This window comes from Acinetobacter legionensis (assembly GCF_048552295.1).
Lineage (GTDB): Bacteria > Pseudomonadota > Gammaproteobacteria > Pseudomonadales > Moraxellaceae > Acinetobacter.
Genome location: NZ_JBIMCW010000078.1, coordinates 1 through 472, shown reverse-complemented (window position 1 = coordinate 472; position 472 = coordinate 1). Strand labels below are relative to the sequence as shown.

Genomic DNA, 472 nt, shown 5'->3' with positions numbered 1-472 from the left:
ACAGCATCGCCTTTACGCTGGGGAATAGTGACAGGCACAATCTCATTTTTGAAAAAACCTTGAGCTTGTGCTGCCGCAGTACGTTGTTGGCTGTTTAGCGCAAACTGATCTTGATCCGCACGGTTAATATTGAATTGCTCTGCCACGTTTTCAGCGGTTTGTGGCATGCTGTCCACACCATACAATTCTTTGAGTTTTGGATTGATAAAGCGCCAGCCCATAGTGGTGTCTTCAATCTTTTGACTACGTCCAAAAGCACTGTCCGACTTGCCCATCACATAGGGCGCACGGCTCATGCTTTCTACGCCACCGGCAATGATTAAATCTGCTTCATTGGCTTTAATGGCGCGAGCTGCCATGGCAATCGCATCCAACGATGATCCACATAAACGGTTCACTGTAGTGGCTGGCACTTGATAAGGTAAGCCTGCCAATAATGCTGACATACGCCCGACATTACGGTTGTCTTCAC

1 protein-coding gene is annotated in these 472 nt (G+C 47.9%); it reads right to left on the bottom strand.

Features of this window, described 5'->3' with window-relative positions:
* The coding region (locus tag ACG916_RS21525) for a thiolase family protein (protein WP_419329364.1) at positions 1-472 on the bottom strand (472 nt) is incomplete at both ends.